The organism is Pseudorhizobium endolithicum, from assembly GCF_902153245.2.
GTDB classification, from domain to species: Bacteria; Pseudomonadota; Alphaproteobacteria; order Rhizobiales; family Rhizobiaceae; genus Neorhizobium; species Neorhizobium endolithicum.
Genome location: NZ_CABFWF030000010.1, coordinates 203,963 through 228,953, shown reverse-complemented (window position 1 = coordinate 228,953; position 24,991 = coordinate 203,963). Strand labels below are relative to the sequence as shown.

General features: G+C 63.8%; 25 protein-coding genes and 1 pseudogene. 8 read left to right on the top strand and 18 right to left on the bottom strand.

Annotated features, from left to right (window positions below; genetic code table 11):
• Positions 1-91: 91 nt before the first annotated feature.
• From RTCK_RS06900 to RTCK_RS06870, 7 genes are all read right to left on the bottom strand, one after another.
• Positions 92-415 (bottom strand): hypothetical protein, encoded by a 324-nt coding sequence (locus RTCK_RS06900; RefSeq protein WP_142521077.1) that lies wholly within the window; start codon positions 413-415, stop codon positions 92-94.
• Positions 416-563: 148 nt separating this feature from the next.
• On the bottom strand, positions 564-752 hold the full coding sequence (locus RTCK_RS06895; RefSeq protein ID WP_142521076.1) for a hypothetical protein: 189 nt from the start codon (positions 750-752) through the stop codon (positions 564-566).
• 94 nt (positions 753-846) lie between these two features.
• Positions 847-1,137 (bottom strand): helix-turn-helix domain-containing protein, encoded by a 291-nt coding sequence (locus RTCK_RS06890; RefSeq protein WP_142521075.1) that lies wholly within the window; start codon positions 1,135-1,137, stop codon positions 847-849.
• A 25-nt stretch (positions 1,138-1,162) separates the two neighbouring features.
• A complete protein-coding gene (locus RTCK_RS06885; protein ID WP_235988605.1) occupies positions 1,163-2,419 on the bottom strand; it encodes an O-antigen ligase family protein in 1,257 nt (418 codons plus the stop codon).
• The gene (locus tag RTCK_RS06880; RefSeq protein WP_142592261.1) at positions 2,416-3,975 is read right to left on the bottom strand and encodes an undecaprenyl-phosphate glucose phosphotransferase; all 1,560 of its coding nucleotides are present in this window, start codon (positions 3,973-3,975) and stop codon (positions 2,416-2,418) included. Before RTCK_RS06880 ends, RTCK_RS06885 begins: the two co-directional genes overlap by 4 nt.
• Before the next feature lie 94 nt (positions 3,976-4,069).
• Positions 4,070-5,224 carry a glycosyltransferase family 4 protein gene (locus RTCK_RS06875; RefSeq protein WP_142592260.1) on the bottom strand — a complete coding sequence of 385 codons (1,155 nt, stop codon included), beginning with the start codon at positions 5,222-5,224 and terminating at the stop codon, positions 4,070-4,072.
• A gap of 6 nt (positions 5,225-5,230) precedes the next feature.
• Positions 5,231-5,782 carry a polysaccharide biosynthesis/export family protein gene (locus RTCK_RS06870; protein ID WP_142592259.1) on the bottom strand — a complete coding sequence of 184 codons (552 nt, stop codon included), beginning with the start codon at positions 5,780-5,782 and terminating at the stop codon, positions 5,231-5,233.
• A 190-nt stretch (positions 5,783-5,972) separates the two neighbouring features.
• On the opposite strand from RTCK_RS06870, the gene RTCK_RS06865 reads away from it, so the two are divergent.
• The gene (locus tag RTCK_RS06865) at positions 5,973-8,135 is read left to right on the top strand and encodes a GumC family protein (protein ID WP_142592258.1); all 2,163 of its coding nucleotides are present in this window, start codon (positions 5,973-5,975) and stop codon (positions 8,133-8,135) included.
• A gap of 27 nt (positions 8,136-8,162) precedes the next feature.
• On the opposite strand, the gene RTCK_RS06860 is transcribed toward RTCK_RS06865, so the two are convergent.
• Positions 8,163-9,290 (bottom strand): GNAT family N-acetyltransferase, encoded by a 1,128-nt coding sequence (locus RTCK_RS06860; protein WP_235988604.1) that lies wholly within the window; start codon positions 9,288-9,290, stop codon positions 8,163-8,165.
• Positions 9,291-9,490: 200 nt separating this feature from the next.
• On the bottom strand, positions 9,491-9,706 hold the full coding sequence (locus RTCK_RS06855; protein ID WP_142592256.1) for a DUF2842 domain-containing protein: 216 nt from the start codon (positions 9,704-9,706) through the stop codon (positions 9,491-9,493).
• Between the two features lie 142 nt (positions 9,707-9,848).
• Between RTCK_RS06855 and RTCK_RS06850 the strand changes: the two genes are divergently transcribed.
• Together RTCK_RS06850 and RTCK_RS06845 are read left to right on the top strand one after the other, a co-directional pair.
• Positions 9,849-10,952, top strand: a complete 1,104-nt coding sequence (locus RTCK_RS06850) for a COX15/CtaA family protein (RefSeq protein WP_185927938.1) — start codon at positions 9,849-9,851, stop codon at positions 10,950-10,952.
• 64 nt (positions 10,953-11,016) lie between these two features.
• Complete coding sequence (locus RTCK_RS06845; protein ID WP_142592254.1) at positions 11,017-11,175, top strand: cupin domain-containing protein; 159 nt, start codon at positions 11,017-11,019, stop codon at positions 11,173-11,175.
• 133 nt (positions 11,176-11,308) lie between these two features.
• Here RTCK_RS06845 and argC read toward each other — a convergent pair whose 3' ends face one another.
• From argC to RTCK_RS06820, 5 genes are all read right to left on the bottom strand, one after another.
• Positions 11,309-12,238, bottom strand: coding sequence for an N-acetyl-gamma-glutamyl-phosphate reductase (gene argC / locus RTCK_RS06840; RefSeq protein ID WP_142592253.1), 930 nt, complete (start codon positions 12,236-12,238; stop codon positions 11,309-11,311).
• 64 nt (positions 12,239-12,302) lie between these two features.
• Positions 12,303-13,256 carry an agmatinase gene (gene speB / locus RTCK_RS06835; protein ID WP_142592252.1) on the bottom strand — a complete coding sequence of 318 codons (954 nt, stop codon included), beginning with the start codon at positions 13,254-13,256 and terminating at the stop codon, positions 12,303-12,305.
• A 111-nt stretch (positions 13,257-13,367) separates the two neighbouring features.
• Complete coding sequence (rpsI, locus tag RTCK_RS06830; protein WP_142521063.1) at positions 13,368-13,835, bottom strand: 30S ribosomal protein S9; 468 nt, start codon at positions 13,833-13,835, stop codon at positions 13,368-13,370.
• Between the two features lie 2 nt (positions 13,836-13,837).
• Positions 13,838-14,302: a 50S ribosomal protein L13 gene (gene rplM / locus RTCK_RS06825; RefSeq protein ID WP_142521062.1), complete on the bottom strand. Its 465-nt coding sequence runs from the start codon at positions 14,300-14,302 to the stop codon at positions 13,838-13,840.
• A gap of 223 nt (positions 14,303-14,525) precedes the next feature.
• Positions 14,526-14,951: a PaaI family thioesterase gene (locus tag RTCK_RS06820; RefSeq protein ID WP_142592251.1), complete on the bottom strand. Its 426-nt coding sequence runs from the start codon at positions 14,949-14,951 to the stop codon at positions 14,526-14,528.
• Between the two features lie 161 nt (positions 14,952-15,112).
• Between RTCK_RS06820 and RTCK_RS06815 the strand changes: the two genes are divergently transcribed.
• On the top strand, positions 15,113-15,541 hold the full coding sequence (locus RTCK_RS06815) for a CoA-binding protein (protein ID WP_142592250.1): 429 nt from the start codon (positions 15,113-15,115) through the stop codon (positions 15,539-15,541).
• A 6-nt stretch (positions 15,542-15,547) separates the two neighbouring features.
• On the opposite strand, the gene RTCK_RS06810 is transcribed toward RTCK_RS06815, so the two are convergent.
• Positions 15,548-15,973, bottom strand: a complete 426-nt coding sequence (locus RTCK_RS06810; protein ID WP_142592249.1) for a DUF6455 family protein — start codon at positions 15,971-15,973, stop codon at positions 15,548-15,550.
• Between the two features lie 118 nt (positions 15,974-16,091).
• Here RTCK_RS06810 and RTCK_RS06805 point away from each other — a divergent pair, with 118 nt between their 5' ends.
• Positions 16,092-17,375 (top strand): O-acetylhomoserine aminocarboxypropyltransferase, encoded by a 1,284-nt coding sequence (locus RTCK_RS06805; RefSeq protein WP_142592248.1) that lies wholly within the window; start codon positions 16,092-16,094, stop codon positions 17,373-17,375.
• Positions 17,376-17,380: 5 nt separating this feature from the next.
• A pseudogene (locus tag RTCK_RS06800) lies at positions 17,381-17,724 on the top strand (cupin domain-containing protein).
• On the opposite strand, the gene RTCK_RS06795 reads toward RTCK_RS06800, so the two are convergent.
• The 3 genes from RTCK_RS06795 to RTCK_RS06785 all read right to left on the bottom strand — a co-directional run bounded on the left by RTCK_RS06795 (position 17,725) and on the right by RTCK_RS06785 (position 22,139).
• Positions 17,725-18,972: a cytochrome P450 gene (locus tag RTCK_RS06795; RefSeq protein ID WP_142592247.1), complete on the bottom strand. Its 1,248-nt coding sequence runs from the start codon at positions 18,970-18,972 to the stop codon at positions 17,725-17,727. It abuts the pseudogene before it with no gap.
• A 47-nt stretch (positions 18,973-19,019) separates the two neighbouring features.
• Positions 19,020-20,774 (bottom strand): gamma-glutamyltransferase, encoded by a 1,755-nt coding sequence (ggt, locus tag RTCK_RS06790; RefSeq protein WP_142592246.1) that lies wholly within the window; start codon positions 20,772-20,774, stop codon positions 19,020-19,022.
• A gap of 111 nt (positions 20,775-20,885) precedes the next feature.
• Complete coding sequence (locus RTCK_RS06785; RefSeq protein ID WP_142592245.1) at positions 20,886-22,139, bottom strand: GGDEF domain-containing protein; 1,254 nt, start codon at positions 22,137-22,139, stop codon at positions 20,886-20,888.
• 320 nt (positions 22,140-22,459) lie between these two features.
• Between RTCK_RS06785 and clpP the strand changes: the two genes are divergently transcribed.
• Positions 22,460-23,092 carry an ATP-dependent Clp endopeptidase proteolytic subunit ClpP gene (clpP, locus tag RTCK_RS06780; protein WP_142521053.1) on the top strand — a complete coding sequence of 211 codons (633 nt, stop codon included), beginning with the start codon at positions 22,460-22,462 and terminating at the stop codon, positions 23,090-23,092.
• A gap of 272 nt (positions 23,093-23,364) precedes the next feature.
• Positions 23,365-24,642: an ATP-dependent Clp protease ATP-binding subunit ClpX gene (clpX, locus tag RTCK_RS06775; RefSeq protein WP_142521052.1), complete on the top strand. Its 1,278-nt coding sequence runs from the start codon at positions 23,365-23,367 to the stop codon at positions 24,640-24,642.
• Positions 24,643-24,991: the final 349 nt, after the last annotated feature.

Genomic DNA, 24,991 nt, shown 5'->3' with positions numbered 1-24,991 from the left:
CGATTGCTGTGGATAACCTCACCCTTCCGCGGAAAAGCCCGCCTTGGAAGACGGGCTTTTCCACTTGGGCCAGACCTTGAAGCTTGAGACCTTAAAGTTCGGGGCAGCCGCGCTCGTTGGCGAAGACCATGCGTTCCGGCCCGCGCCGGGTCATGCCACGCACGGTAACGGTGCGGCGGGTTATCCGTGTAATCTCCGCCCGGCGCAACCCGGCATCACGGGCAATCGAAAGGGCGAGGCGAGGGCTGCATTCGTCGCGCCGGCGGTCACGGTCGCGATCAGGAATAACCGGTCGTATTCCGTCCGGCCCGATGCGCAGTTCGAGATCCTGAGCCACGGCCAACTGGGAAGTCATGGTGGCGGCGCCCAGCGCCAACGCGATCACAAGGCCGGTATTGGCCATGATTTTCAGCATGTTTCTCTCCGTTGGGCGCTCTGTTGCCGCCCGTTGATGATAGCGATCTACACCTCCGGGTCTGAAAGACCTCGGAAGCAGGAATTCAACTCGAAGCGAGGATTGGTTCCGGGCGAGGAAAGCACAGTCTCCTGGGGCAGCTCTCGACTCAGCGATAGCGGGGCGCGCGCGATGCATTCATCAACAGTTCCTGCTCGGATGCAAAGGGGCCAAGCAGCTTCAGCAGACGGCTCTCCTCCTCGCGATCCAGTCGATAACGTTTGGCGAACTCGCTGACGCTCCATACCTTGCGAAGACCGACCTTTTCGAACTGGTCCAAGTCAATCCGTTCGCTCATTTCAACCCCCAGATACACGATATTCCGCCACAACGCGAAGAAGTGCCGGAAGTTCCGGAAGAAGATGAAGATTTTCGGATGTCGGCGAGCGTCCTCAGCCGTCGTTGGCGGAACTCAGATTTTGCGGGCGGATGCCCTCGTCAGGGTTGCGCTGGCGCAGCCGCACGCCGGGGCCGGCGCCCGGATTGTCCTCGCCTGCAGCCAGGAAAACGACCCCCTTGGCCTCCAGCGACAGGCGCAGCCGTTCGGCGGCGGCAGGATCGACGGCTGCGGCCGTTTCCGCCTCCGTGATAGCGGCGGCGGAGAGACCGGTGGCCGCGGCCAGTTCTTCGATCGAAAGTCCGGCGATGGCGCGCCCCGCGCGGAGTTGTATTCCTGTCAGCATGCGGCAAATCTGGCGCGGCCGGTGATCAAGTCAAGCTTGTTCGGGCATGGTTGGCGGAGCGCAAGCGGCGCTGGTGCCGCTGTTCCAAGGCAATGCAGCCCCAGATCACGCCGAGCAGCAGGTAGAAGTGCCGCCAGTGATCGGTGTCGATGACGTTGCCGATCAGGCAGTGCCCGAGGATGACGACCCAGCCGATCATGAGGTAGGGCTGCCACGGCCTCTCGCGCAGCAGGTAGCGGAAGCCAAGGGTCAGGGTCCAGGCGATGAGCGTCAGATAGGCGACAAAGCCGAGCCAGCCGTAGGTGGTGAGCGATTTCAGCCAGATATTGTGCTCGTCCTCGCCGTACATCCGCCCGAGTTCCATCGGTCCGAGGCCAAGCGGCCGCTCCATGGCGAGCAGGAAGCCGATCTTGTGACGCTCGAACCGGCCGAGGCGTGCACCGTCGTAATCCTGGACGAGGCGCGCGCGGGTGCTAAACAGGTCTGCCACCTTGTCGAACTGCAGGGCGATCACGACGGCCAGCGCCAGAAGCAGGATCGCGGCGACGGAGAGCGCCAGGATCTTCAGCCGGAACGCGCCCGTTCTTTCCTTGAGGAGCATCAGGAAGACGAGCATCACGCCGCTGAACAGCAGCAGGCCCCAGGCTGCGCGCGAGAAGGAGAGGAAGAGGCCGAGAACGAGGATGAGCAGGCCCGCGACGAGCAGCGGCGCCTGCGCCGGCCTGCCCGTCAGCAGGCGGTGGAGGAGGTAGAGGATCGGCGCCACGAGATAGGGGCCGAAGACATTGGGATCCTCGAAGGCGCCCATTGCGCGGTCGTAGCGGGTGAAGATCCCGGCCCCCGGAAAGGCATGGAAATAGCCGAGAATGCCGAGGATGGCGGTGATGATGGCAGCCGCCACCCAGGCCTTGAAGATGATCTCCAGCCGGTGCGGCCTGCCCTCAATTGCCGCCGCGTAGAGAACGGTCGTCAGGGCAAGGAAGGTCGAGACCGCGATATACATCGGGCCGCCGGTCATGTCCGGCATCACGAGCAGCGACAGCATCCCGCCGACATTGTAGACGAGAAGCAGGGAGAGCGGGACGGCAACGCTTCTGGAGATCGTCAGGCCCAGTAGGAACCAGACGACGATCTGCGAGGCCATGACGAGTTCGTAGGGAGCGGGCTCCGACATCACGAAGCCGGACAGGAAGACGCCGAAGCCGATGGCCATGGATCCGATCCATCCGGCAATGGCCCGTTGCGGCGCAGCCCCGGCGCTGTGATGGACGGTCGCGCTCAATAGGCGTTCTCTGCGTTCAGCAGCCTGATCGGCGTCAGGAAGAGGATCTTGAGGTCGAGGAGCAGCGACCAGTTTTCGATGTAGTGCAGGTCGTAGGCCGTGCGCATCCGGATCTTCTCGTCGCTGTCGAGTTCGCCGCGCAGGCCGTTGATCTGGGCCCAGCCGGTGACGCCGGGCTTGACCCGGTGACGGGCGAAATAGCTTTCCACGACGTCCACATAGCGGCGATCGCCGGTCTGCGCATGCACCGAATGGGGACGCGGACCGACAAGCGAAAGCTCGCCGCGCAGCACGTTGAAGAGCTGCGGCAGCTCGTCGATGGAGGACTTGCGCAGAAAGCGGCCGACCGGCGTGACCCGCGGATCGTTCTTCGTCACCGCCTTCCTGGCTGTCGGATCGGCAAGCTCGGTATACATCGACCGGAACTTGAGCACGTCGATGACCTCGTTGTTGAAGCCATGGCGCTTCTGGACGAAGAAGACCGGTCCCTTCGACGACGCTTTCACGGCAATGGCCGCGCCGATCATGATCGGCCAGGTCAGCGCCAGCGCCGCAAGCGAGAAGACGATGTCGAAGGTCCGCTTGGCGACGGAGTCCCAGTCGCGGATGGGCTTGTCGAGGATGTCGAACATCGGCACCGCGCCGACATGGGAATAGGAGCGGGGCCGAAACCTCAGGCGATCGGCATGCGCGGCAAGCCGGATGTCGACCGGCAGCACCCACAGCTTGCGCAGAAGCTGGAGGATGCGGGCCTCGGCCGTGGCGGGCAGCGCGATGATCAGCATGTCGACACGGGCAAGCCGGGCGAATTCCACCAGTTCGGCGAAGGTGCCGAGCTTGGGGTAGCCCGCCACCACCGCGGGCGAGCGCGCGGAGCCGCGGTCGTCGAAGATGCCGCAGATGCGGATGTCGTTGTCCGGTTGCTGCTCGAGCGCCCGAGCGAGCTGCTTCGCCGGCTCGCCCCCGCCGATGATGACGGCGCGCCGTTCCATGATGCCGTTGCGGGCCCAGTGTCGGATACCGATGGCAATCAACTGGCGTTCGACCAGCAGGAAGAGGATGCCGACGGCAAACCAGAGCAGGTAGGCTCCGGCGGAGAAGGACTGCTCCTCTAAGAGGTACAGGCTTCCAGCCGAGGCGAGAAATCCGAGGACGCCCGCCGTCGCCACCCGCTTGCGGCTGCGGGCGGCACTTCGCAGCGAAGGGATGAGGTAGGTGTCCGCCAGTTGCAGGAGCAGTATCGTCGCTGCGGATCCGGCGGCCAGGGCGGCAATGCGCACAAGCAGGCCCAGCGGTGCGGACTGAGAGGCCAGCATCGTCGCAAGGAGCCCGATCGCCAGCAGAGAGACGAATTCGAGAAGACGGATCTGGCCGATCAGGAGGGCGGGGGAGTAATTCTCGTCACGGAACTGGCGGGCAATCTGCTGCGCCAGCGGGTTGAGCAATGCGGGTTCATCCGGTGCGGTGCCGGCGGGAAGCTCGTTCGCGGCCGGATCGGAAAGCCTACGGCGCAGAGATGCGATATCGAATTGCGTCTTGCTGCCCGCATCGTTCATGGCACTGGTTCTCCTGCAGCGCGCCTCATACCGCCTTCAGCGCCGCACCGGTTCCGTCACCGTCGGGACTAGCAGAAAGATGCTAAGAAACGCTTTAGCCGTCCAGGACGGGTACCGGTGCCAGTTCCCGGTAGAGCTCCATCATGCTGCGCGCCATGGCGGAGGTCGAGAAGGTCGCGCGGAAGGTGTCGGGCTTCGGCATGACGCGGTCCCGCCAGCCTTCGTCGGAAAAGGCTTCCACCATGATGCGCGCGAGATCGCCTGCGTCGCCCGGAGCGGCAAGCGCTGCGCTGTCGCTGCCTAGTATCTCGGGTATGCCTCCCACTCGTGAGGCGATGACGGGTCTGCCGGCCGCCAGAGCCTCGATGACGATATAGGGCATGGCTTCGGCGCGGGAGGGTACGACGACCATGTGCGCCATGGCGAAGGCCTCGCGGGCCGGCATGGCCGGCAGCATGCGGATGCGCCGGCTCAATCCGAGCGCGGCGATGGTGGTCTCGTAGCGATCGCGGTCCGGGCCGTCACCGACAATCAGTGCAGACAGGGGGCGGCCGACCTGCCGCTCCGTCCTTGCAAAGGCGTCGATGAAGACGTCCGGTCCCTTCAGGTCCCGGAGCATGCCGATATAGAGGAAGTCGGCGGCGTCGGCGCTTGCCGGAACGGGCCGGAACTCCTCATCCCTCACGCCATTGAGGATGACGCGATGGCGCGTGCGGGGACTGCCGATCTTCGCCCCGTAGGTCTGCCGCTCGTAGTCGCAGACGAAGACGAGCGTATCCGTGAAGCGCTCCTGCAGCCGTTCCAGCCGCGTCACGATCCTGCCCGACAGGGTGGCGGTATCGAAATGCAGGCTGCCGCCGTGCGGAGAGTAAAGGCGGGCGACGCGCGACCTGTTTGCCCGCAGGGTTGAGCCGATCAAGCGGGCGAGCGCGCCTCCCTTGGCGCCGTGCCCGTGCAGGATGTCCGGCCGCAAGCTTTTGATGTGCTGATAGCTCCTGTAGAGGGCGGGAATATCGGACGGCGCAATGGCCCGCCGCATCGGAATGCGCGTCAGGCCAAGCGAGAGGTGCGGGTGGATGGCATCGAAAAGGCGGTCCTCGTGGGGTCCGCCCGTCGTACTGTCACAGAGTATGCCGACGTCGTGGCCGAGGGCGCGGTGTTCCTCTACGAGATCGCGCACATGGCGGAATATGCCGCCGATAGGCGATCTGAAGCAATGCAGGATCCGCAGTTTTCGGGAGCCGTCCATGAGGGGTCAGAACAGCCGCTCGCGGACATGGATCGTGTCGCCGGCCAGCACGGGGCTGGTGATTTCCGTCCGTCCGGTGAATACCCGGCCGTTGATCCTGCGGGTGACATCGACGTCTTTCTGATTACCCCGCGGCGTGAACCCGCCTGCGATCGCGATCGCGTTCTGCGCCGTCATGCCGGGCACGTAAGAATACTGGCCCGGACGCCCGACCTCGCCCATCACGAAGACCGGCCGGTAGCGGTCCATCTCGATGGTCACGTCCGGATCGCGCAGGTAGCCCTGCTTCAGGCGCGCGGCGATGGCGCCTTCGAGTGCCGGCAGGGTCTCGCCGCGCGCCGCCACCTGTCCAATGAGCGGGAAGGCGATGTAGCCGGCTTGGTCGACGGCGTAGGTATTGGAAAGGCCCGGCTGCTCGAAGACGGTGATCCGGAGCCGGTCGCCGCTGTCCAGCCGGTAGGGTTGCACCGCCGCCTCCCGGAACGGCTTCGATGCCGGTTTGGTGGTGGTGGAGCACGCCGCAAGACCCGCCGCCACAGGCGTGAGCGCGAGGATCATGAGGCATGTTCGTCTGGCGAAGGACATTCGCTTGATGCTCCGGCTGTGCGATTGGTGCTCCGATTATCCGTCTGTTAGGGTTAACGCCCCGTAAAGCCGGAAGGCCGCAGTGTGTCTGCCTTTGCCATTAACCCTCGCGTTACCATACCGGTTTACCCTCCGGCGGATTCAACTGGGTTGGAGCTTCTGTATGTCGGGCGTAGCGGGCAGCAATCAGGACGCGGATATCGATCTCGCACGCCTCTTCGCGGCCGTATGGGAGCGGAAGAGAAGGGTGCTCGGCATCACGGTGCTGGCCGCAGGCGTTGCCTTCGCGGCCACCACGATGATGAAGCCGAGTTTCCGCGGCGAGGCCCGTATCCTCATAGAATCGCGGTCTGCGACCTTCATCGGCGGACAGGCCCAGCCGGCGGCGAACGACCCGATCCTCGATGCGCTGAACATCACCAGCCAGGCGGAAGTCCTGCAGTCGAGCGATCTGATCAAGGAAGTCGCGCGCGAGCTGCGCCTCTACGAGATCGCGGAATTCGATCCCGACGGGCAGTCCCTGCTTCCCAATCCCCTCGTCCTGCTGGGGCTCGCGCAGGATCCACTGTCGGTTGCTCCGGAAGAGCGGGTCATTCGGGAGTTCCGGGAGAAGCTCAAGGTTTATCCGGTCGAAAACTCCCGCATCATCGCCATCGAATTCTCCTCCCATGATCCCAAACTTGCAGCAGCCATCCCGAACAAGATGGCGGAGGTCTATCTGACGTTCCAGAGCGGAGCCAAGCTGGATACCCAGTCGGACACGGCCAGATGGCTCGAGCCGGAGATCGCCAGCCTGACGGAGAAGGTTCGCGAGGCGGAGCGCAAGGTCGCGGACTACCGGGCCGAGGCCGGCCTGTTCCAGACTGCCCAGAGCGGGAGCTTCGCGGCACAGCAGCTGAACGACATCTCCGCCGAACTCACACGGGTACGTGGGGAGAGGGCGAATGCGCAGGCCCGCGCGGAGAATGTACGTGCTGCGCTGGAAGCCGGCCGTGATTCCGATACGATGGCGGATGTGGTGGGCTCGCAGGTGATCCAGCGGTTGAAGGAGACGGAAGCCAACCTCCAGGCGCAGATCTCAGATCAATCGACCGTCCTTCTGGACAACCACCCGCGGCTAAAGGGACTGAAGGCACAACTCCAGGGGATCCGCCGCCAGATCGACAGCGAGACGCAGAACATCCTGGCGAGCCTCGACAACGAAGCGGAGGTGTCCCGCCTGCGTGAAGAGCAGCTCATCCAGCAGCTCAATGCTCTCAAGTCGAATTCGGCGAGGGTAGGCGAGGAGGAGGTCGGACTTCGCGCTCTGGAGCGTGAGGCGGCGGCCCAGCGCCAGCTTCTGGAAACTTATCTTGCCCGGTATCGAGAGGCTGCGTCGCGCCAGGGACCAGGCGCCGCGCCGGCCGATGCCCGCATCGTGTCGACCGCGATCGAGCCGATGCAGCCGTACTTCCCGAAGGTCGTCCCGATCGTGATCGTCGTCGCCCTGGCCTCGCTGATCCTCAGCGCGATCGCCATCATGCTGGCCGAACTCTTTTCCGGCCGCGCGCTGAAGCTGCCTGCGGAGCGGCAGATGGAGGACGCCGAAGCCGAGCAGACAGTGCACCAAGTGCACCGCATGCAGGCGGAGGCCGTGGCGGAGTTCGAGAGGATCGAGGCCGCGGCCCGTGAGCAGGCGCCGGAGCCGACCGCGGATCTCCCGCAGGACGAGCCAGCGGCAGCCGTCCCGGCCGACGGAGACGAAGCGTTCGGGATCGACAACGTCGCCGGTTACCTGAGCCGTTACGACGTTTCTGTCGCTCTCGCCGTCTCGCCGGAAGGGGATCAGGGTTCCACTGCCACTGTCATTCTTGCGAGGGCGGTCGCCGATCACGGCAGGACGGTGGTGCTGCTCGACATGACTGGTTCGGCTCTCCCGAGCCTGCTGATGGGAGCTGCGACCCTGCCCGGCGTCACCGATCTTCTCTGCGGCGAGGCTGCGTTCGGGGAGGCTATCCATCCGGATCGTCTGTCCGAAGCGCACATCATTCCCCAAGGCAAGTCCGCCGCCGCGATCGCGATGAAGGCGATAGACCGTCTCCCCATGATTATCGATGCACTGGCGGACGCCTATGACCATGTGCTGGTGGAATGCGGGCCCGCGGACCTGGAAGGTGTCTCCCGCCTCAGCCGCGGCCGGGACACGGAGATCATCTTCTCCGTCGGCGATCCCGAAGGTGAGGTTTTCCTCGATCGGCTGAAGGCATTCGCCGACGCGGGCTATGGCAACCTGCTCGTGATGCAGTCCGGCAACGCGGCGCCCGACCGAGGTTCACGGGCGGCGTGATCGGCTGCCCGTTCCGAGCGATCCGACCTAGAGAGGCGCGGCAGCCCGCAATCTTTGCACCAGAGAATAGAGCATCGCGTTGTTCTTGATTGCCTTCTTTAGGCGCATCGCGGAGGCGAGCACCGGTTGGGCGAGGGCCCCCTTTCGGGAGAGCGGCAGAAGAATGTCGTAGGTCGTCGTCTCCTGCGTGCACCAACTGCGTTTGTAGGGCTGGTCGCCGAGGCCGAAGTCGAAGACGGTCGCCCCCTCCCGGCAGGACTGTTCGATCATCAACCAGAAGAGGAGTTCGCCGGGACTGGCGTCCGGGCAGAGCCTGTCGTCGATCGAACCGAACTGGCAGAGGACATGGCCGCCCTTCCGGGAAAGGCCGCCGACGGCGACGATCCTCCCCTCATATCGACCACGCAGCCGCAGCGCATGCAGGCGCAAGGGGAAATCCGGTCCCGCCTCCGAGCGGTCGGCGAGATCGTGGAAAAAGCGTCGCACATCGGCGGGACGGAAGACATCCGGCAGTCCCAAGGCCGCCAATCGCTCCGACTTCTGGCGGAAGAACAGGTCGAGCAATTCGTGCTGCCCCCGACGGTTTTCGGGGCAGTAGTGGTCGAAGCCCCCCAGCGCCTCCAGCCTGCGGCACTGCTGCCTGAAGCGTTTGCGCCGGGTCTTGGCGTTCAGCTGGTTGACGGTTTCGTCCATCGTGGAGAGCAGCGGCAGCTGAAGCGAGCGGTCCGGATGCTCGATCGCCATCAGTCTCCGCAGCGGATGCGGCGATCCGGCAAGCGAAGCAGGCAATGTGTCGAGGAGAAGGATATCCGCGTACCCTGCCAACACTCGGCGCAAGCCGGCCAGCAGGTCGTTTAACTGCTCCTCATCCGGTTCGGGGAAATCGTCGCTGAACAGGCCGGTGTTCAGGTTGTTGAAGCGTTCTCCGGGAAGCCCTGCTACTCGCAATCCGCGCCGGTGGATGATCTCGAGCGGCAGCAGCATGACGGTGCGGCCGGCCTGGCGCCCCCGCAGGATCAGCGGCGCCAGGCGCCGCGCCCGCCACCAGGCACAGGCCCAGTCGAAGCTCTGGTGGAGAGAGTTCCTCGGCAGGGCGGCGAGCGAGCGCCAATCCGCTTCCACCAGTGCCGGCATGGTGACGACGTCGAACGTCACCGCTCCGGGCTCGGGAGGCGGCAATGCACGATGTGCTGGGCTTTCCAGATCAAGCTTAGCCCGGACGTTCCGACCCGGCATTTCGTTACCCGCCTGTTGTGGACGGCGAATGATAGAAGGATACCGTCTGAAGCGAAGTTTACGGCGGCGTCCGCCACAGGGAACTTTGGCGGGTGTGGTTAACCGGCAGGAAATGCTGTCTATCGGTCGCGGCGAACCGGTCCGGCCATCCATTTGATGATGAGCATTGCCGGCAGGATCCACAAAAGGCCCGAGAACAGGAAGTAGAGCAGGTGCACCCACCACGGATAGGTAGCGAGCGTCAGCGTTGCGATCGTGGTGGCGACGAGCGCATAGATGATCACCAGGATGATGATCAGGATCGTCCCGATGAAGCTCCGCAGCCGTGGCGGCATTCCTTATCTCCCGATAGCTGCGCCCGAAACTGCCGCGACGGCATGCCGCAAAGCGCGAGGGCTTGTTTTGCATGGGTGCATGGGGCAAATCAACGCCTGAAAATGGGGCATTTTGACTGCCCCACCCGTTTTCCCAGGAGTGATGATGTCGACGGCCGGCGTAACAGCAGTGGAAATCTTCGGACGAACGCAGAAACGCGAGCGCGATCGCAAGCTGGTGCGGATCTGGCTCGGGTTCGTAATCTTCACGCTGTTCTGTCTCGTCATCGTCGGCGGTGCGACGCGTCTGACCGGCTCGGGTTTGTCGATCACCGAATGGAAACCGATCCATGGAGCGATCCCGCCGCTCTCCCTCGATGACTGGCAGGAGGAATTCGATCTCTACAAGCGCATCCCGCAATACCAGGAAATCAACAAGGGCATGACGCTGGAGGAGTTCAAGGGCATCTTCTGGTGGGAGTGGGCGCACCGCTTCCTGGCGCGTGCGATCGGCATCGTCTTCGCTCTGCCGCTCCTGTTCTTCTGGCTGACCGGCCGGATCGAGCGCCGCATCCGCCGGCCGCTCGTCGGACTTCTGGCGCTCGGCGGCTTCCAGGGCTTCATCGGCTGGTGGATGGTGTCCTCGGGCCTGAGCAAGCTGACCAGCGTTTCGCAGTACCGGCTGGCCGTCCATCTCACCATCGCCTGCCTGATCTTCGCGGCCTGCGTCTGGATCATGCGGGGGCTCTCGCCCCATAGTGACGACCGCGCGCCAGCCGGACGCGGAAAGGCCGGGGCCATAGTCGTGGCCGTCCTCTGCGTGGTCCAGATCTATCTCGGTGCGCTCGTCGCCGGCCTTGATGCAGGCTTGAGCTACAATACCTGGCCGCTGATGGACGGCGCCTTCGTTCCCGGCGGCCTTTTCCTTCAGGAGCCCTGGTGGATCAACCTGTTCGAAAACCCCAAGACGGTGCAGTTCGTGCACCGCATCGGAGCCTACACGCTGCTCCTGGTGGCGCTCTGGCACATGGTGACGATGCTGCGCGACGCGTCCGGCACGACCCATTCGCGCCGCTCGGTGGTGCTGCTCGGCCTGATCGTCGTCCAGGCGATGATCGGGGTGGCGACGCTCCTGATGCAGGTTCATCTCCACACGGCGCTCGCCCACCAGGGCATGGCCCTGATCGTCCTCGGCTTCGCGATCGCCCATTGGCGCGGGTTCCTCGGGGAGTATCCCCGCGAGGTGGCGGTCGTCGAGCGAAACTAAGCCATCAGGATTTTTGCGGGTCTTCCAGGCGGGCGGATGAATTTCCGCCCGCTTTTTGTCGTGCTTGACCGCCATTCCGGCCCATGCGCCGCATGCCTATCGCAACGCGTCTTCCGAGCCGGTGCTGATGATGTCCGTTGTGGATGACCGGATGATGGAATTCTTCGAGGCCGCTGCCAGTCACGAGCCGCCCGCCGGCCCGCCGACGCCGGAGGCGGTCTAGCGCATCATTGCGTTGACCGCAAATCACGGCATTCAGATCTTGCAGGCGACCTGAGTGCTCCCATAGGGATCTTGGACGTGGGTGGCGGCGGGGCAGGGACGCCGCCGTCAATCATATCGGCGGCCCGCCGCCGTCACGCCGAGAGCATGATGTCCATGTTCTGGACGGCGGCTCCGGACGCGCCCTTGCCGAGGTTATCGAGAACCGCGACCAGGTTGACGTGCTCGCCACCGGTGCTCCCGAAGACGAAGAGCTTCATCGTGTCCTTCCCTGCCAGTTCCTCGGCGTCGATGCGGGTGAGGGACTTCGTCTCCTCCAGCCCTACCACCTCCACGATCTCCTGGCCGGCATAGTGGGCGACCAGCGCCTTATGAATGCTTTCGCGCGTGAAGCCGTTCTTGAGGTCATGGAGGAAGAGGGGAACCTGGACGATCATTCCCTGCGGGAAACGGCCGACCGAGGGAGAGAAGACCGGAGCCCGGTCGAGCAGGCCATGCACCGTCATTTCCGGCACATGCTTGTGCTTCAGGTTCAGGCCGTAGAGGAACTGGCTGGCCGTGATGGCATCCTCCCGGCCTGCATCCTCCATCTGGGCGATCATCTGCTTGCCGCCGCCGGTATAGCCGGACACGGCATTGATGGTGACCGGGTAGCCGTCCGGTAGGATACCGGCAGCTCTCAAGGGCCGGATCAGGCCGATCGCGCCGGTGGGGTAGCAGCCAGGATTGGCAACGAAGCGGGCATCCCGGATCTTCGCCGCCTGCGCCTTGTCCATTTCTGCGAAACCATAGGCCCAGGCCGGGTTGACGCGATAGGCCGTGGAGGTGTCGATCACGCGCACATGATTGTTGCCGGAGAGCATGCCGACCGCCTCTCGCGAAGCGTCGTCCGGCAGGCAGAGGATAGCGATATCGGCGCTGTTGAGCATGTCCTCCCGCATTGCAGCGTTACGGCGCTCCGCCTCCGGAATGGACAGGAGTTCGACATCGCGGCGGGCAGCGAGGCGCGTGCGGATCTGCAGGCCCGTGGTGCCGTGTTCGCCGTCGATGAAGATCTTTGCCATCTGCCTGTCCTGTCTGTTCCGCTTCCAGCGCGGCCGTTCATTCTGCGCGCTTCGGCTTGGTGTTTCAACGGCCTTCGGCCAGCCGCCCGGCCCTCAGCCCGAGCATATACATGGCGACCGTTGCACCAGCAATGGCGGTGACGTCGGCATGATCGTAAGCCGGCGCCACCTCCACCACGTCGGCGCCGCGTATGTCCAGTCCCTGGAGTTTGCGCAGGACTGAAAGGATCTTCGCGGTCGATGGCCCGCCGGCGACGGGCGTTCCGGTGCCCGGCGCAAAGGCCGGATCGAGGCAGTCGATGTCGACGGTGAGGTAGGAAGGGCGGTCGCCAACGTGGTCGAGGATAAGCTGCGAAACCTCCGTCGCCGTCATCTCCTCCAGTTGGTGGCCATAGACGAGCCGGATGCCGAAATCCTCGGGCGCATGGGTGCGGATTCCGACCTGGATCGAGCGAGCCGGATCGATGATGCCGTCACGCACCGCCCGCGCGACGAAGGAACCGTGGTCGATGCGGCGGCTGTCGTCGAACCACGTATCCTGGTGCGCATCGAACTGGACGAGCGCCAGGGGGCCGTGCTTGGCCACATGCGCCTTCAGCAGCGGCCAGGTGATGAAATGGTCGCCGCCGAGCGTGAGCAGGAAGGCGCCGTCGGCGATGAGGCCTGCGGCCTCCCGCTCGATCGTCGCGGGCGTCTCCTGATGGTTGCCGTAGTCGAGCAGGCAGTCGCCGTAGTCCACGACCGCCATCTGCGCGAACAGATCGCGGCCGAAGGGATATTGCGGGTCGTTGTCGAAGATGGCTGAGGCTCGCCGGATCGCCTGCGGCCCGAAGCGGGCGCCCGGACGGTTGGAGGTGGCCGCATCGAAGGGTATGCCCCAGACCACGGCATCCGCGCCGCTGATATCCTTGCTGAACCGCCGGCGCATGAAGGAGAGGGCGCCTGCATAGGTCGGATCGGTTGCCGCGGAGGTGAGGCCCGTGGCGGTGAAGGCGTGGTCGATGGTCTTTTCCGGCATGACGCGCGAAACCTGTTGGACGAGTTGGAGCGGAGTCTTGAACGACAGAAGACGAAAAGAAAAGGCGGAGCCGAAGCCCCGCCTTGTCTGAATTCCAAGATCCGGCAGCGTTTAGCGCTTGGAGAACTGGAACGAACGGCGGGCCTTGGCCTTGCCGTACTTCTTACGCTCGACGACGCGCGAGTCGCGGGTCAGGAAGCCGCCCTTCTTGAGGACCGAGCGCAGGCCCGGCTCGAAGTAGGTCAGCGCCTTGGAAATGCCGTGGCGAACGGCACCGGCCTGGCCGGACAGGCCGCCGCCGGCAACCGTGGCGACGATGTCGAACTGGCCGTTGCGGTTGGCCGCGACGATCGGCTGCTGCAGGATCATCTGCAGGACCGGACGGGCGAAATAGGCCGAAAAGTCCTTGCCGTTGATGATGATCTTGCCCGAGCCGGCCTTCACCCATACGCGGGCGACGGCGTTCTTGCGCTTGCCGGTGGCATAGGAGCGGCCGAGGTTGTCGACCTTGCGGACATGGACCGGAGCCTGGGTTTCGGCCGCCGGAGCGAGATCCTTCAGAGAGGAGAGATCGGCCATTATCAGGCGCTCCTTACGTTTTTCTTGTTCAGCGATGCCACGTCGAGAGCGACCGGCTGCTGGGCTTCGTGGGGGTGGTTGGAACCGGCGTAGACGCGCAGATTCTTCATCTGGCGACGGCCGAGCGGGCCGCGCGGGATCATGCGCTCGACAGCCTTCTCAACGACGCGCTCCGGGAAGCGGCCTTCGATGATGGCGCGCGCGGTGCGCTCCTTGATGCCGCCGGGATAGCCGGTGTGCCAGTAGTACTTCTTGTCGGTGTACTTCTTGCCCGTGAAGACGACCTTCTCGGCATTGATGACGATGACGTTGTCGCCGTCGTCAACATGGGGGGTGTAGGTAGCCTTGTGCTTGCCGCGCAGGCGGTTGGCAACGATGGTGGCGAGGCGACCGACAACGAGCCCTTCGGCATCGATGATCACCCACTTCTTCTCCACCTCGGCGGGCTTCTGAACGAAAGTAGACATTGGTTATCTTTCCGCTGGATCCCCAGGCTCGAAAGCTCAGGGCGTTTCTTGTTGCTTGGCTTTGGCGACGGATCGCCAAAAAAGAATGCCGACCCGCGAAGGCCAGCAATCTGCGGCGCTTATACCGGCGCCCCGATTTTTCGTCAAGAAAGCCCCGTCCGAGCCTTGGAAAAACAGGACAAGAAAAACAGTAGCTTAGTTATGTGGTTGTATGATACCACAATTATCTGGGAGGGATTGAATACGTGGCTGTAGCCTGACAGACAGGTTCGTCCGCCTTTTCCTGGATCAGTACCGTATCGATGACCGCCAGCCGCTTTCCCAGCTTGAGAATGCGGCAGTCGCAAAACAGCGGCGCAAGATTGGGCTTGCGAAGGAAATTGATGTTGAGGCTGGTGGTGACGGCAAGCGCGACAGGCCCGACATGGGCAAGGATCGCCGCATAGGCCGCGACATCCGTCAGCATGAACATCGCCGGCCCGGAAATGGTCGCTCCGGGCCGCAGATGCCGTTCGGCCGGATCGAAGCGCATCGTCAGCCCGGCCGGCCGCACATCGGTGATCTCCAACACGCGGCCGTCCATGTGGATCTGGGGAAACTCCCGGTCCAGAAACTCGTGGATCTCCTCCACCGTCATGATCGGCTGCATGCATTCTCCTCCAGACTGGACGTGCCGCCACAGCTCTAGCAGGGATCGGAGAAGGGGGCATCCCATCCAGGGACAGCCGCTGTTGAAAACGGCGGAGAGGGGATGCATTGGCCCAGACACTCCCTAGATTGAGGATATGTTGCTCACCGTTGGAGGATGCCATGAACCACGACCGCTACGACAACGACTATATCGCCGATATCCTGAGATCGACGAAGACGATCGCGCTGCTCGGGGCCTCCCCCAATCCGGACAGGCCGAGCAACGGCGTCATGCGCTTCCTGCTTTCCAAGGGCTATGAGGTGGTTCCCGTCAATCCGGGGCAGGCAGGCAAGGAGATTCTCGGCCAGAAGGTCTATGCGAGGCTTGCCGATATCCCGCAACCGGTCGATATGATCGACGTCTTCCGGGCCGCCGAATATCTTGACGGCATCGTGGACGAGGCTCTGGCGCTGCCGCAGAAGCCGAAGGTGATCTGGGGCCAGCTTTCCGTGCGCGACGACAAGGCCGCCGCCAGGGCGGAAGCTGCCGGCATCCAGGTGGTGATGAACCGCTGCCCGGCGATCGAATATCCCAGGCTGGTGGCCTGAGTCTCCTCAGGCAACCAGCAGTTCCGGGTCAGCCCGCATGCCGCTCAGGTGCTCGGCATTGCCGCAATAGTGGATATATTCCTGGTCGGCCGCGTGCCGGGCGAGATCCCGGCGGCAGCGTTCCTTCGACGTGCAGTTCGAACAGGTGATCTGCATGTCGCGGAACTGCCCCGGATGGGCGAGGGAGACTTCGTTGGCGTCTATGTTCAGCGCCTTCATGAGGGCGACCATCTCATCGGCTGCGTGAGGCCCGGCCTTGACCAGTTGGAGGATCTGGTCCGGGGTGATGCAACAGTCGCGGGCGATTTCCCGCAGGGTCTCGTCGTCCAGGCTGCCGATGACATCGGCCTCGGTGGTGGCTTCCCAGGCTTGCGCGCACCAGTGCAGGAACCGCGATGCAAGCGTATCGGGCGACTGTGCTGTCGTTACCATGGTAGACTCCTCTTTTCTTTCTCGAAGCCTAGCGCGGGTGGACGGAATTTCCTTGATCGGGATCAACCAACCGGCTTTGTTGTGGCACGGTAGAGTTTCGCATGAGGAGGAGGACGACATGGCAACAGACAATCCGGGATTCGCGACGCTGGCAGTACATGCGGGCGCGCAGCCCGATCCAACCACCGGGGCGCGGGCGACGCCGATCTATCAGACCACGTCCTTCGTCTTCAACGATGCCGATCATGCAGCCGCACTCTTCGGCCTGCAGCAGTTCGGCAATATCTACACCCGTATCATGAACCCGACCCAGGCGGTGCTGGAGGAGCGCGTCGCGGCTCTGGAGGGTGGCACGGCTGCACTGGCGGTCGCCTCCGGGCATTCGGCGCAGATGCTGGTCTTCCACACGATCATGCAGCCGGGCGACAACTTCGTCGCCGCCCGCAAGCTCTACGGCGGCTCCATCAACCAGTTCGGCCACGCCTTCAAGAACTTCGGCTGGCAGGTGCGCTGGGCCGATCCCGCGGATCCAGGGAGCTTCGAGAGCCAGATCGACGACCGCACCAAGGGCATCTTCATCGAAAGCCTCGCCAATCCGGGTGGTACTTTCGTCGATATCGCCGCGATCGCCGACGTCGCGCATCGCCATGGCCTGCCTCTGGTCGTGGACAACACCATGGCGAGCCCATACCTGGTGCGGCCGCTGGAGCACGGCGCGGACATCGTTGTCCACTCGCTGACCAAGTTCCTCGGCGGGCACGGCAATTCCATGGGCGGCATCGTCGTCGACGGCGGCACCTTCGACTGGTCCGCATTCGGAAAATATCCGATGCTGTCGGAGCCGCGACCTGAATATGCCGGCGTCGTGCTGCAGCAGACATTCGGCAACATCGCCTTTGCCATCGCCTGCCGCGTGATCGGGCTTCGCGATCTCGGTCCGTCGATCTCGCCCTTCAACGCCTTCATGATCCTGACCGGCATCGAAACGCTTCCCCTGCGCATGCAGCGCCATTGCGACAATGCGCTGGCGGTCGCCAAGTGGCTGAAGGGGCAGGACAAGGTGGCCTGGGTCAACTATGCCGGACTTGATGACGATCCGAACAATGCCCTGCAGAAGCGCTACTCGCCGAAGGGGGCGGGTGCCGTCTTCACCTTCGGCCTCAAGGGCGGCTACGAGGCGGGCAAGGCCTTCGTCGAGGGACTGCAGATGTTCTCGCATCTCGCCAATATCGGCGACACACGCTCGCTGGTCATCCACCCGGCCTCCACCACGCACCGCCAGCTTTCGGAGGAACAGCAGGTGGCCGCCGGTGCCGGCCCGGACGTCGTGCGCCTGTCGATCGGCATCGAGGATGCGGCCGACATCATCGCCGACCTTGAGCAGTCCCTGGCGAAGATCTGAACGCCATGTCGGGCGCGCTCACCTTCGACCTTTCCGCGATCGAGCCGGAGGAGGCGCTCCGGCGCCTGACCGGCTGATCTCGGGAGATCCGAGGTTCCGCACCTGGAACTTCGAAGAGGCGGCGGGCGGCCTCTATGCCGGCGTATGGGAATCGACGCCGGATAAGTGGCGGATCGTTTACGAGGAGTGGGAGTACTTCCACATCCTCGAGGGATATTCGATCGTTACGGAGGAGGGAGGCGAAGCCTTCCACCTCCGGGCGGGCGATCGCCTTGTTCTCAGGCCCGGCTTCAAGGGAAGCTGGGAAGTCGTTGAAACGACTCGCAAGGACTACGTGATCAGGCTCTGATCACCATGCCAGATCCAGCCGCTCCAGCCCGTGAAAGTGATAGACGTCCTTGACCCTCGGCATCGCCACCATCCTGAGGCAGGGAAGCCGGCGGAAGAGGATGGGAAGTACCGTGTTGAGTTCGAGGCGGGCGAGCGGCGCACCGATGCAGAAATGGATGCCCGCGCCGAAGGAGAGGTTCGCTGCTTCCTGCCGGTCAGGCCTGAACACCAGCGGGTCCGAGAACTTCTTCGGGTCGAGATTGGCGGCGGCGAGGATGAGGCTCACCTTGTCGCCGCGCGTGAAGGAGACGCCATCCACCTCCACGTCTTCGAGAGCCCAGCGCTGGAAGATGTGGACAGGAGCGCAGATGCGCAGCGTCTCCTCCACCGTCCGCTCCGTCGCCGTCTCGTCTCGGAACATGTCCGCTGGCCGAAGTCCGCTCTCCAGGATCACCCGCACGGAATTGCCGATCTGGTGCACGGTCGCCTCGTGGCCGGCATTGAGGAGCACGATCGTGGTCGACACCAGTTCCTCGTCGCTCAGATACTGACCCTTGTGCTCGGTATGGATCATGTGGCTGAGCAGATCCTCCTGCGGCGCCTTCCGGCGCTCGGCGATCAGCGTCTTCACGTAGTCGGCGAATTCCCGTGCCGACCGGTCGGCGGCGAGTTCGTCCTCGCGGGTTCGCTTGAACATGTACATGCCGACATAGTCGTGGCTCCATTTGAGGAGCTGCGGACCGATCTCGTCGGGGATGCCGATCATCCGCGCGATCATCGTCACGGGGATGATGTCGGCGAAGGAGGAAAGGAGTTCCGTCCTTCCCTCCTTCTCGAAGCCGTCGATCAGTGTCTCCGCCAGTTCGGCGATCTCCGGCCGCAGCCGCTCGATGTGGCGGGACACGAAGGCCCGGTTGACCAGCGTCCTGAGCCGCGTGTGCTCCGGGGGCTCGATCTCCAGAAGCGAATAGCGCTCGGCGAGGTCGAAGTTTGCAAGATGCGGCTGCGGTTCCGGCAGTCCCAGTTCCTCGCGGCTGGCGATGTGGAGGATCTGGCGACCGAACCGGCGATCGCGGAGCAGCGCGTTGACATGGTCATAGCCGGTGAAGAACCATTGCTTCTGCTCTTCCCAATAGAAGGTGGGGCAGTGCTCGTGAAGCGCGGCATAGACACGGTTCGGGTCGCCGTAGAAGGCCGGGTCGCGGCCATCGAGCGAGACGCTGCGGCTAGTGGGATCGATGCGGAGGAAGGGAGGCAAGGCGGTCATGACACGAGGCCTACCGCAATCCTGCCGCCTCCGGAAGGGCCCTCGAGCTATTCCCCGAGCGCCACGCCCTCGCGCCTCGGATCGGCACTGCCGGCAAGACCATCCGGCGTCAGCTCGATCACGTGGAGGCCCGAGGTCATGTCGCCCAGCTTGACCTCATAACCAAGCGCCTGCAGCGGCTCGGCCAGATCCTCCGCCCAGGTGCCGGCCTCCAGGTCGTAGGTGCCGAAACGGTTGACGAGATGCGGCATGGCGACGATCTCCTCCACCGGCATCTGCCAATCGATATAGGCGATCAGCGCCTGAGCGACGTAACCGATGATCTGGCTCCCGCCAGGAGAGCCGATCGCGAGAAGCGGCTTCCCGTCCTTCATCACGATCGTCGGCGACATGGATGAGCGCGGCCGCTTTCCGGGCTCCACGCGGTTGGCGACCGGGAGGCCGGCATCGTGGGTCTTGAAGGAGAAGTCCGTCAGTTCGTTGTTGAGCAGGAAGCCGTTGGTCATCAGCCGGGAGCCGAAGCCGTTCTCGATCGTCGTGGTCATGGAGACGACATTGCCGTCGGCGTCGACGATGGAGAAATGACTGGTCGACGGAAGCTCGATGGCCTCGCCGTCGCCAAACAGCATGGCGTGATCCCATTCGGGCTCCCCGGCCTCCACGGCGTCAGGCGCAAGCGCTCTGTCCGTATCGAGCAGTGCCGCCCGCTGTGCCAGGTATTCCTTCGAAAGCAGCCCCTTTATCGGCGCGGGAACGAAATCGGTATCAGCCAGATAGCGTTCGCGGTCAGCGAAGGCGAGCCGCTGCGCATCGCCGATCAGCCGCCAGCTCTCCGGGTTCCGCGGTCCGAGGCCGCGGAGATCGAAGTTCTCCAGGATCCCCAGTATCTGGCCCACTGCGACGCCGCCGGAGGAGGGCGATCCCATGCCGCAGACATCGAGCGCACGGTAGGTGACGCAGACCGCGTCGCGCTCCTCGATGCGGTAGTTCGCAAGGTCGGAGAGCGAGAGGACCCCGGGGTTGCCCGTCGCCTCGCGTGCTGTCTTGACGATGGCCTCCGCGATCGGGCCCTCGTAGAAGGCGTCGGCTCCGCCGGATGCGATGGCTCGAAGCGTGCCGACGTAGTCCTGGTTCTTGAGTATGCTGCCCGCTTCCAGCGGGGCGCCGTTTTCGTCGAAAAAGTAACCCGTCGTGCTCTCGTAGGTCTTCAACTTGTCCCCTTCCGCCGCAACGAGCGATGCCAGGCGGGGCGAGACTTCGAATCCTTCGGAGGCCAGCTCGATGGCAGGGTCGAACAGGCCGGCCCACCCGGTTTTGCCGAGCCGGGAATGAACCTCGTGCAGCAGCTTCACCGTCCCCGGCGTTCCCACCGAGCGCCCGCCGACCACGGCGTCCATGAACTTCAGCGGCTGTCCCTGGTCGTCGAGGAACAGTTTCGGCGTTGCCTCCATCGGCGCCGTCTCGCGTCCGTCGAAGGTCGTGATCTTTCCGGAGGATGCCTCGTAGTAGACGAGGAAGGCGCCGCCGCCGAGGCCGGAGCTTTGCGGTTCCACGAGGCCCAGCACCGCCTGCACGGCAACCATGGCATCGATGGCGTTGCCGCCCCTGGCGAGTATGTCTCGCCCTGCCTGCGTTGCCAAAGGGTTGGCCGCAGCGACCATGAAGCTTCGGGCCTCCGCGCGTTCTGCCGTCGTGGCGCCGCTTGCGCGTTCAGGTGCAACGGCGTCGGATGCCTGCTGGGACGCAACCGGCGTCGCGGCGAGGAAGAGGGAAAAGAGAATAGCAAAACGTTGCGGCTGCATGTCGATCTCCCGCCTGGACGAGCGCCGTCACCCGCGGCGTCCCTGATGAATCTCCTTGGGGATGTGGTGCGAGCGAGGAGGGCGGCAAGGGAGGCGCGGACGATCGGCTGATCAGCCGTTGGCGATCTCGGCGATGCGCCGCAGCGTGCTTACCTGCTTGCTGGCCTGGATCTCCAAGGTCATTTCGTGATGCGAAAGCATGGAGGCCGACGGAACAATGGCGGCGCCGGCAGGCTGGTCGATGGCGGTACGGTTGCGGCCGGCCGCCTTGGCAGCATAGAGGGCGCGGTCGGCGCCCGTCAGAAGCTGGTCGAGATCGGCCTGGTCGGCGGATTGCAGGGCAATGCCGGCGCTGACGGTTACGTTGACGGGATGGCCCGCGGCAGCGATCGTCTGCAGGGCGAGCGTCATCCGCAGCCCTTCGGCGATGGTTGCCGCTTCCAGGAAGTCGGCCACGCGCAGGATGCTGGCGAATTCCTCGCCCCCCATGCGGCCGAAGGTCCCCCGACCGTCGAACGAAATGGCGGACAGCCGGCAGAAAGCCCTCAGCACCGCGTCGCCGGCTTCGTGACCATAGCGGTCGTTGATCTGCTTGAAGTCGTCGAGGTCGAACTGAATCAGCGCGATCATCGGCTTGTCGAGCCGATTCTGCTGCCGGATACCGTCATACTGGTCCATCATCCCGCGGCGGTTGAGGACTCCGGTGAGCGGATCGGTCATGGCAAGTTGCTGGAGCCGTCGCTCCGTCCGGGCGCTCAGCATCTGTGCGCCGCTCAGTACTGTCGCCAGGAAGCAAAAGGCACCGGACAGCAGCATGAAGGACGGCAAGGGCACGTCCGCGAATGACATCGCGCCCGCCATGACCGTCAACAGTGCGGCCGCAAGGCTGGTGAGGACTTGGATAACCAGCACGCCCGCGAGGATGCGTCGTGCCCAACTGGTGCGGTCGTCATGGGAGAAAAGCAGCACCACCGACATCGCATATCCGAGGCAGGCGGCGAGGTGATAGAGAAGAACGCGGGAAGCGAAATCCTCGCGGACGAATGGCAGCAGCATTCCGCCGATCCAGAGGAGCGCCGGAACGGCGATATAGGTTTCGACCCGCCGTCCATCGAATTGCTGGACGCCCGCGGCCAAGAGCCCGATTGCGGCCAAAGCCATGGTGTTGGCAAGCTCGATGGAGAGGAAGGCCGGAACCTTGCCACGCAGGCCGGCCAGGAGGAGGCCGGCCCCGAACATGGCAAAGGCGATACCCCAACTGAGGCAGAAGCGCTGGCCGCGGTCTTGCAGCCCGCGCAGAAGCAGGAGCGCGCCAAGCGTCAGGGCTTGCGCCGCCCACATGATCAGGCCGGTTTCGATGTCCATGCGTGCGCTCCCGTCTTGTCCGAACTCAGGTCTACAGCGGACTCATTAAGGGTGGGTTGTCGTGTCGTGCACGGTTCCCGCACGCGTTCGCGCCTCGTTTACCATTCGTCGAGACAAAACGGTGCGTCGCGCTGGCTGATGTTTGGTCGGCGCTGCCGCGCCGCCGCCGTTGCGCTATGGCAGACGTGCAAGGCCGCGGACGGTTAAGGATATCGACCTCGCCGTCTTGAAGTGCCGGGCATTGGCACTCTATGTAAGGGTTGACCTATTCCATCTGATTCTGGGCTTCCGGCTCCGGAAAAGCGTGACAAAGGACTGACATGAGAAATCCCGTCGATACTGCCATGGCTCTGGTGCCGATGGTCGTCGAACAGACCAATCGCGGCGAGCGGTCGTACGACATCTACTCGCGGCTGTTGAAGGAACGCATCATCTTCCTGACGGGCCCGGTGGAAGATCACATGGCGTCCCTCGTCTGCGCGCAGCTTCTCTTCCTTGAGGCTGAAAACCCGAAGAAGGAGATCGCCCTCTATATCAACTCTCCGGGTGGCGTGGTGACGGCAGGCATGGCGATCTACGACACGATGCAGTTCATCAAACCGGCGGTATCGACGCTGTGCATCGGCCAGGCTGCGTCCATGGGGTCGCTGCTGCTCGCGGCCGGCGCCAAGGGCATGCGCTTCGCGACACCGAACTCTCGCATCATGGTGCACCAGCCGTCCGGCGGCTTCCAGGGCCAGGCGTCCGATATCGAGCGTCATGCTCGTGACATATTGAAGATGAAGAGACGCCTCAACGAAGTCTATGAGAAGCACACCGGGCGCACCTACGAGGAAGTCGAGAAGACTCTCGACCGCGACCACTTCATGGATGCGGACGAGGCCAAGGACTGGGGCGTCATCGACAAGATCCTCACCTCGCGTGAGGAACTCGAAGGCGGCTCGGCGACTTAAGGTGATGCCGCGTACTTTGCTGTCACCCCTATGTTACAAAGGCGGGGGTTCCATGGCGGAAGGAAAGCGGTATTAGTACTTGTTAATGCTGTGTAGAGCTTTGCTGCATAGCATTCGTTTGTGAGGGTTTCGTTGCCGCCGATCAGGAGAAGCGTCCGGAACGGTAGAGTACCCCAGGCAAAGCCGGCACGTCGCACCGCGTGGTTCCCGTGCCGGCGAATGAGTGGACCGCGCCCGGCAGCGGGAGAGCGGAGTGCTGGAAGGAAAGTGATATGAGCAAAGTCAGCGGCAGCAACGGCGGCGACTCCAAGAATACTCTTTATTGTTCGTTCTGCGGCAAGAGCCAGCACGAGGTCCGCAAGCTGATCGCCGGGCCGACGGTGTTCATCTGCGATGAATGCGTCGAACTGTGCATGGACATCATCCGCGAAGAGAACAAGTCTTCGATGGTGAAGTCGCGCGACGGCGTGCCGACGCCCCAGGACATCATCAAGGTTCTCGACGAATACGTCATCGGTCAGCAGCAGGCCAAGCGCATCCTCTCGGTGGCGGTTCACAACCACTACAAGCGGCTGGCGCATGCGTCGAAGGGCGGTGACGTCGAACTGGCGAAGTCCAACATCATGCTCGTCGGGCCGACCGGCTGTGGCAAGACCTACCTCGCGCAGACGCTCGCCCGCATCATCGACGTGCCGTTCACCATGGCTGATGCCACGACGCTCACGGAGGCGGGCTATGTGGGTGAGGATGTCGAGAACATCATCCTGAAGCTCCTTCAGGCGGCCGACTACAATGTCGAGCGCGCCCAGCGCGGCATCGTCTATATCGACGAGGTCGACAAGATCTCGCGCAAGTCCGATAACCCGTCGATCACACGCGACGTATCGGGTGAGGGCGTCCAGCAGGCGCTTCTGAAGATCATGGAAGGCACGGTGGCCTCGGTTCCCCCGCAGGGCGGCCGCAAGCATCCGCAGCAGGAATTCCTGCAGGTCGACACGACCAACATCCTGTTCATCTGCGGCGGCGCGTTCGCAGGTCTCGACAAGATCATCTCGGCCCGCGGCGAGAAGACCTCCATCGGCTTCGGCGCCACGGTGAAGGCCGAGGATGACCGGCGTGTCGGCGAGGTCCTGCGGGAGCTGGAGCCGGAAGACCTGGTCAAGTTCGGCCTTATCCCGGAATTCATCGGGCGTCTGCCGGTCCTGGCGACGCTGGAGGATCTCGACGAGGATGCGCTGATCCAGATCCTTTCTGAGCCGAAGAACGCGCTCGTCAAGCAGTACCAGCGCCTGTTCGAGATGGAAGACGTGGAACTGACCTTCCACGAGGATGCGCTGCGCGAGATCGCCCGCAAGGCGATCGTCCGCAAGACCGGCGCCCGTGGTCTCCGCTCGATCATGGAGAAGATCCTGCTCGACACAATGTTCGAACTGCCGGCACTGGAAGGTGTCCGCGAGGTCGTGATCTCCGACGACGTGGTGAAGGGCAATGCGCGTCCGCTCTACATCTATGCCGATCGGCAGGAAGAGAAGGCGAACGTCTCGGCCTGACACGACGTTTCGTCAACCGTCTGTCGAAGAGGCCCCTCGCGGGCCTCTTTGTCGTTACGGCGCTCGTTTCGTGTCTCCGGCCTGTTGATGCAGCGCATTGTGCTTCGCTTGCGTTCGTTTAACGGTTATGACTGAGGTTTAGGAATCGGTCGCGGGCGATGAACCACGTCTCAGGCCTCACCGGTTCCTGCGTCCGGTGTAACCCTCTGTCTCCGTTGCCAGATGCGCTCCTGCCGCATGGGCCGACCGGTGAATGAGGCTTGAAATCAACAGTCGCACTCTCCACTTTGGGCTCAAGTGGACGGCCCGGGCATCTGGTCTGGGGACGAATCCCGGCAACGGGATAGGA

Bases quoted from the DNA above. Each gene is read 5' to 3' on its own strand.
- clpX (WP_142521052.1), top strand. From the start codon at position 23,365: ATGAGCAAAGTCAGCGGCAGCAACGGCGGCGACTCCAAGAATACTCTT.
- RTCK_RS06810 (WP_142592249.1), bottom strand. From the start codon at position 15,973: ATGGTAACGACAGCACAGTCGCCCGATACGCTTGCATCGCGGTTCCTG.
- RTCK_RS06900 (WP_142521077.1), bottom strand. From the start codon at position 415: ATGCTGAAAATCATGGCCAATACCGGCCTTGTGATCGCGTTGGCGCTG.
- RTCK_RS06805 (WP_142592248.1), top strand. From the start codon at position 16,092: ATGGCAACAGACAATCCGGGATTCGCGACGCTGGCAGTACATGCGGGC.
- rpsI (WP_142521063.1), bottom strand. From the start codon at position 13,835: ATGGCCGATCTCTCCTCTCTGAAGGATCTCGCTCCGGCGGCCGAAACC.
- RTCK_RS06815 (WP_142592250.1), top strand. From the start codon at position 15,113: ATGAACCACGACCGCTACGACAACGACTATATCGCCGATATCCTGAGA.
- RTCK_RS06890 (WP_142521075.1), bottom strand. From the start codon at position 1,137: ATGCTGACAGGAATACAACTCCGCGCGGGGCGCGCCATCGCCGGACTT.
- clpP (WP_142521053.1), top strand. From the start codon at position 22,460: ATGAGAAATCCCGTCGATACTGCCATGGCTCTGGTGCCGATGGTCGTC.
- RTCK_RS06785 (WP_142592245.1), bottom strand. From the start codon at position 22,139: ATGGACATCGAAACCGGCCTGATCATGTGGGCGGCGCAAGCCCTGACG.
- RTCK_RS06875 (WP_142592260.1), bottom strand. From the start codon at position 5,224: ATGGACGGCTCCCGAAAACTGCGGATCCTGCATTGCTTCAGATCGCCT.
- RTCK_RS06870 (WP_142592259.1), bottom strand. From the start codon at position 5,782: ATGATCCTCGCGCTCACGCCTGTGGCGGCGGGTCTTGCGGCGTGCTCC.
- RTCK_RS06865 (WP_142592258.1), top strand. From the start codon at position 5,973: ATGTCGGGCGTAGCGGGCAGCAATCAGGACGCGGATATCGATCTCGCA.
- speB (WP_142592252.1), bottom strand. From the start codon at position 13,256: ATGCCGGAAAAGACCATCGACCACGCCTTCACCGCCACGGGCCTCACC.
- RTCK_RS06795 (WP_142592247.1), bottom strand. From the start codon at position 18,972: ATGACCGCCTTGCCTCCCTTCCTCCGCATCGATCCCACTAGCCGCAGC.
- RTCK_RS06820 (WP_142592251.1), bottom strand. From the start codon at position 14,951: ATGCAGCCGATCATGACGGTGGAGGAGATCCACGAGTTTCTGGACCGG.
- rplM (WP_142521062.1), bottom strand. From the start codon at position 14,302: ATGTCTACTTTCGTTCAGAAGCCCGCCGAGGTGGAGAAGAAGTGGGTG.
- RTCK_RS06895 (WP_142521076.1), bottom strand. From the start codon at position 752: ATGAGCGAACGGATTGACTTGGACCAGTTCGAAAAGGTCGGTCTTCGC.
- RTCK_RS06855 (WP_142592256.1), bottom strand. From the start codon at position 9,706: ATGCCGCCACGGCTGCGGAGCTTCATCGGGACGATCCTGATCATCATC.
- ggt (WP_142592246.1), bottom strand. From the start codon at position 20,774: ATGCAGCCGCAACGTTTTGCTATTCTCTTTTCCCTCTTCCTCGCCGCG.
- RTCK_RS06850 (WP_185927938.1), top strand. From the start codon at position 9,849: ATGATGTCGACGGCCGGCGTAACAGCAGTGGAAATCTTCGGACGAACG.
- argC (WP_142592253.1), bottom strand. From the start codon at position 12,238: ATGGCAAAGATCTTCATCGACGGCGAACACGGCACCACGGGCCTGCAG.
- RTCK_RS06880 (WP_142592261.1), bottom strand. From the start codon at position 3,975: ATGAACGATGCGGGCAGCAAGACGCAATTCGATATCGCATCTCTGCGC.